We start from the raw sequence: 3,552 nt of genomic DNA on the forward strand, positions 1-3,552 counted from the left end.
GATGGCGCAGCCGCTCTACATCGCCGCTTTCCCGCGCGAGGACGGCACCATGGCGGTGGCCTGGCAGCGTCCACGCCGCCGTGACAACCGCCTCGGCACCGCCGAATACGGCGAGAGCGACATGTTCCCGGCTGACGATGCCGGCGGCGACCGCAGCGAGGAACAGGCCGGTGACGGCCTGGGCGACAGCACCGCGACCCCGCCCGCCAAGCGCGGCCGGGCGGGTGCCAAGGACGGCGCCGAACACGATGGCGCGCTGCCGCCGCTCGTCGACGCCTGATCGGTAAGTCCAACTCCAACCGGCGGGGACCCCAAGTGGGTCCCCGCCGCCCACGCAAAGGCCGCGAATGAGCCCCCCCGCGCGGCCTGAGGCGGAACGCCGGCACTGCCCCCCGCCCGGAGTTCCGCCTCTTCATTTGCATGGGGATACCCGGAGACCAGACATGCTGACCGACAGTGAACGCTTCGCATTCACCGCCCGGCGCCACCACGCCTTTGCCAGCACCGGTAATGCCTACGATGCGGTCCAGTGCGACGAGGCCATCAATACCGGAGACACGCTGGTCGTGCTCGCCGAAGACGTGATTGGCGTGGCCATGACCTGGCCGTTCGCGGTGACGCAGGCGCACGGGAATCTCCATGCCCTGTCCGCGCCGCGTGCGGGCGAGACACTCGCGGATCTCGCCCGCACGCTCCACGTCAGCGCGGCCGACTTCGAACACGCCGCCGAGATCGCCCGGCGTTTCGGATTTACGCTGGATCCGCAGATCGAGGCGCTGCTCGCCCGCCCCGCAGGCTGAGCAGGCGCGTGTCAGAGCGGCAGGCTGGATTGCTCCGGTGACGGCGCACTGACCGGCGCGTCGACCGCATCGGCAATCACGCGAGCGAGTTCGAGTGCCGCATCCTCGCGCAGGCAGGAGCTTGGCGCCGTGATGCCGACCCGCGCCCAGCCCGGGGCGTCCAGGATCGCATGAGCGACAGCAGACGTATCGATTCGTTCCATGTCCTTAAGAGAACATAAGAAGAACGTATTTGCAAGGTGGCTGGTGCCGCCGCTCGTCCCGATTGACAGGGCAGGGCGGTCCGCCGAGCATCGCCGCATGTGCAACTTGTACCGCATGACCAAGGCCACTGCGGAAATCGCCCGTCTGTTCGGCGCGCGGGGTGGCGCTGGCGCGAACTTCGCGGCCGAAGTCTATCCGGGCTATCCGGGCCTCGTCGTTGCCGACGGCGAGACGCGGGTGATGACCTGGGGCTTCCCGCTGATCCTGAAGGGCAAGAACGGGCAGCCACTCAAGCCCAAGCCCGTCAACAACGCGCGCGAGGACAAGCTCGGCACTTCATTCTGGCGCCCAAGCTTCGAGCGCCGCCGCTGCCTGATCCCGGTGACCGCTTGGGCCGACGCCGAGGGCATCAAGGGCCAGATGACCCGGACCTGGTACTCGCTTGCGGGAGCAGATGTCTTCGCGGTCGCAGGCCTGTGGCGTCCGACCGAGGAGTGGGGCGCGGCCTATTCGATGGTCATGGTCGACGGCTGCCTGCAGATGGCCGACGTACACGACCGCATGCCCGTGGTCCTCGCGCAAGAGAACTGGGAGCAGTGGCTCGCGGGCACGCCCGCCGAAGCCTTCGCGCTCTGCCAGACCTGTCCCGATGAACTCGCCGTCGACCGCACAGCCGAGCGCTGGGGGGCAGGGAGGTCCGCGGCGACGCCAGGCTGAGGGGAGGGGGGCTTCGCCGGTCGGATCAGACCCAAGCGAAAGGACCTAGCCCATGGGCGACCGAGCCCCCGTTCACATCACCATCGGCGGCGCACTGCCGCGCGAACATCTCGAAGCCTTTGCCGCACACGCGGCCCACTATGACCTGCGCACCGATTGGGACGGCGAACCGTTCGATCCTGCCGTTCTACCCGAAGCGATGCCGTTAGAGCTCTATGGTATGGAACTCAACGGTGGGCTGATCGACGAAGTCGATGATTTCTGTATGGAACACGGCCTGCATTTCCATCGTTGGTCAGGAGGCTGCTTGGGAGCCTTCGACCCGGAAATCGTTGTCTTCGACGGTGCCGGTTCTCCGCGAAGCTATTTCGCCAACGAAGAGGGTACCGTTCTCTTCTCGAAATCATGGATCGGCGACTTCTCGCGGCTGCGTGACCTCAAGCGTGCGATGGCCCGAGCCGAAGTGTCGATCCCGCCTTTTATCGTTACCGAAGGTGAGCCCAATGACCGTAGCTGACGGGGCCTTCCTGGCCGCCTCGCGCGAGGCAGTGCTCGCCCGCTTCCCGCTGTCGCGGGTGAGCGAGGCCTTCTTCGACGACATGCTCGGCGTCCTGCCACCTGCGCACATCACCGGCGTGCCGGGCTTCTTCGTCACCGAGGCGGTGAGCGAAGACATCCACGCCCAGTTCGTTGCAGCGGGCGGCCGCTTCTACGGCGGCTATGTTGGGCTCAAGGATCGCGCAGGCCTGATCACCCATGCGCGCATTGCGGCCTTCGATGCCGCCCATCCCGACGCGGTGGAACTCGCCTGGTATCCCGACGCCTGCGAGGAGGCAGCGCGATGAGCCGGCACCGGATCCTCGAACTCGGCGCCGGTCCCGCCGATGAGCCCTGCGCGCAGCTCGGGCAATGCGCGGACTTTGCAGCGGCCAACACCCTCGAACTGCTCGCCTACAAGGCCGCAATCATTGCCATCAACGGCGAGCCGCCGCTGCCGCTCGGCTTTGCCCTTGTCGCCAATGCCCATGATTTCGGGACATATCGGACCTTGTGGCTGGTCTCGGCGGAGCTGCCCTTGCCCGAACACGCACAGGCCTGGCTCGACGACCTTGTGGAACCCGCCACCTGGATCGCGGCGGGATTTCCGCAGCCGGTAACCTACGAGGGCTCGCGCGCCGTCATGCGCCCATTCCGCGACGTGGTTGCTGCCGCGCTCCAGATCACCCGGGCGAACGCCGACGGCAGCTTTTTCCCCGCGCAGAACGCGGTGCTCCACCGCAACCTGCTGGCCGCCTACGGTTCCGGCACGGTCGCTGCCGCCGACAGTGGGCAAGGGGAGGGGGCTGGAGCTGGGCGTTCCTAAAGGGAGTCCAAGTCCATGCCTCGCTTCTATGCCGGGATCGGCGCGCGCGCGACGCCGCCCGAGATCCTCAGTCTGATGACCCGCGCCGCCTTCGCGCTCAACAAGCGCGGCTATGTCCTGCGCTCGGGCCACGCGATCGGCGCCGACAGCGCGTTCGAGCGCGGGGCCGGCCGCGATGCGCAGATCTTCCTGCCGGCGGCGGGTTGGCGCGGTTCGGCAAGCGAGTTCCATCCCGAGACGCTCGGCGCCGAGCTCTGGGGCAGGGCACGCACCATCGCCGCCGCGCACCATCCGGCCTTTGCTGGGCTCTCGGCGTTCGTCCAGGCGCTTCACACGCGCAACGTGTTTCAGGTACTGGGGGCGAGCCTCGATAGCCCCGCGGAATTCGTGCTGTGCTGGACCGCCGACGGCGAGGCCTCGGGCGGCACCGGCCAGGCGCTGCGGATAGCCGCCACTCACGGCGTCCCC

At 67.9% G+C, this 3,552-nt stretch carries 7 protein-coding genes and 1 pseudogene; 7 read left to right on the plus strand and 1 reads right to left on the minus strand.

The window, feature by feature from the left end:
• Nucleotides 1-280 (plus strand): annotated as a pseudogene (locus AX703_RS15350) (DUF736 domain-containing protein); the annotation flags it as partial.
• A gap of 163 nt (nt 281-443) precedes the next feature.
• Nucleotides 444-800 carry a hypothetical protein gene (locus tag AX703_RS15355; protein ID WP_062345291.1) on the plus strand — a complete coding sequence of 119 codons (357 nt, stop codon included), beginning with the start codon at nt 444-446 and terminating at the stop codon, nt 798-800.
• An 11-nt stretch (nt 801-811) separates the two neighbouring features.
• Here AX703_RS15355 and AX703_RS15360 read toward each other — a convergent pair whose 3' ends face one another.
• The gene (locus AX703_RS15360) at nt 812-1,003 is read right to left on the minus strand and encodes a DUF6771 family protein (RefSeq protein WP_062345293.1); all 192 of its coding nucleotides are present in this window, start codon (nt 1,001-1,003) and stop codon (nt 812-814) included.
• 97 nt (nt 1,004-1,100) lie between these two features.
• On the opposite strand from AX703_RS15360, the gene AX703_RS15365 reads away from it, so the two are divergent.
• The 5 genes from AX703_RS15365 to AX703_RS15385 form a co-directional block, all read left to right on the plus strand.
• On the plus strand, nt 1,101-1,721 hold the full coding sequence (locus tag AX703_RS15365) for an SOS response-associated peptidase (RefSeq protein WP_062345296.1): 621 nt from the start codon (nt 1,101-1,103) through the stop codon (nt 1,719-1,721).
• A gap of 52 nt (nt 1,722-1,773) precedes the next feature.
• Nucleotides 1,774-2,238, plus strand: coding sequence for a hypothetical protein (locus AX703_RS15370; RefSeq protein WP_062345298.1), 465 nt, complete (start codon nt 1,774-1,776; stop codon nt 2,236-2,238).
• Nucleotides 2,225-2,566 (plus strand): hypothetical protein, encoded by a 342-nt coding sequence (locus AX703_RS15375; RefSeq protein WP_062345300.1) that lies wholly within the window; start codon nt 2,225-2,227, stop codon nt 2,564-2,566. The genes AX703_RS15370 and AX703_RS15375 overlap by 14 nt, the downstream gene beginning before the upstream one ends.
• Nucleotides 2,563-3,084 carry a hypothetical protein gene (locus AX703_RS15380; protein ID WP_062345302.1) on the plus strand — a complete coding sequence of 174 codons (522 nt, stop codon included), beginning with the start codon at nt 2,563-2,565 and terminating at the stop codon, nt 3,082-3,084. Before AX703_RS15375 ends, AX703_RS15380 begins: the two co-directional genes overlap by 4 nt.
• Before the next feature lie 15 nt (nt 3,085-3,099).
• Nucleotides 3,100-3,552 (plus strand): hypothetical protein (locus AX703_RS15385; protein ID WP_062345304.1); only part of this gene is annotated, 453 nt, incomplete at its 3' end.

It is taken from the genome of Novosphingobium sp. CCH12-A3, assembly GCF_001556015.1.
Classification (GTDB): domain Bacteria; phylum Pseudomonadota; class Alphaproteobacteria; order Sphingomonadales; family Sphingomonadaceae; genus Novosphingobium; species Novosphingobium subterraneum.

Bases quoted from the DNA above. Each gene is read 5' to 3' on its own strand.
- AX703_RS15355 (WP_062345291.1), top strand. From the start codon at position 444: ATGCTGACCGACAGTGAACGCTTCGCATTCACCGCCCGGCGCCACCAC.
- AX703_RS15360 (WP_062345293.1), bottom strand. From the start codon at position 1,003: ATGGAACGAATCGATACGTCTGCTGTCGCTCATGCGATCCTGGACGCC.
- AX703_RS15365 (WP_062345296.1), top strand. From the start codon at position 1,101: ATGTGCAACTTGTACCGCATGACCAAGGCCACTGCGGAAATCGCCCGT.
- AX703_RS15370 (WP_062345298.1), top strand. From the start codon at position 1,774: ATGGGCGACCGAGCCCCCGTTCACATCACCATCGGCGGCGCACTGCCG.
- AX703_RS15375 (WP_062345300.1), top strand. From the start codon at position 2,225: ATGACCGTAGCTGACGGGGCCTTCCTGGCCGCCTCGCGCGAGGCAGTG.
- AX703_RS15380 (WP_062345302.1), top strand. From the start codon at position 2,563: ATGAGCCGGCACCGGATCCTCGAACTCGGCGCCGGTCCCGCCGATGAG.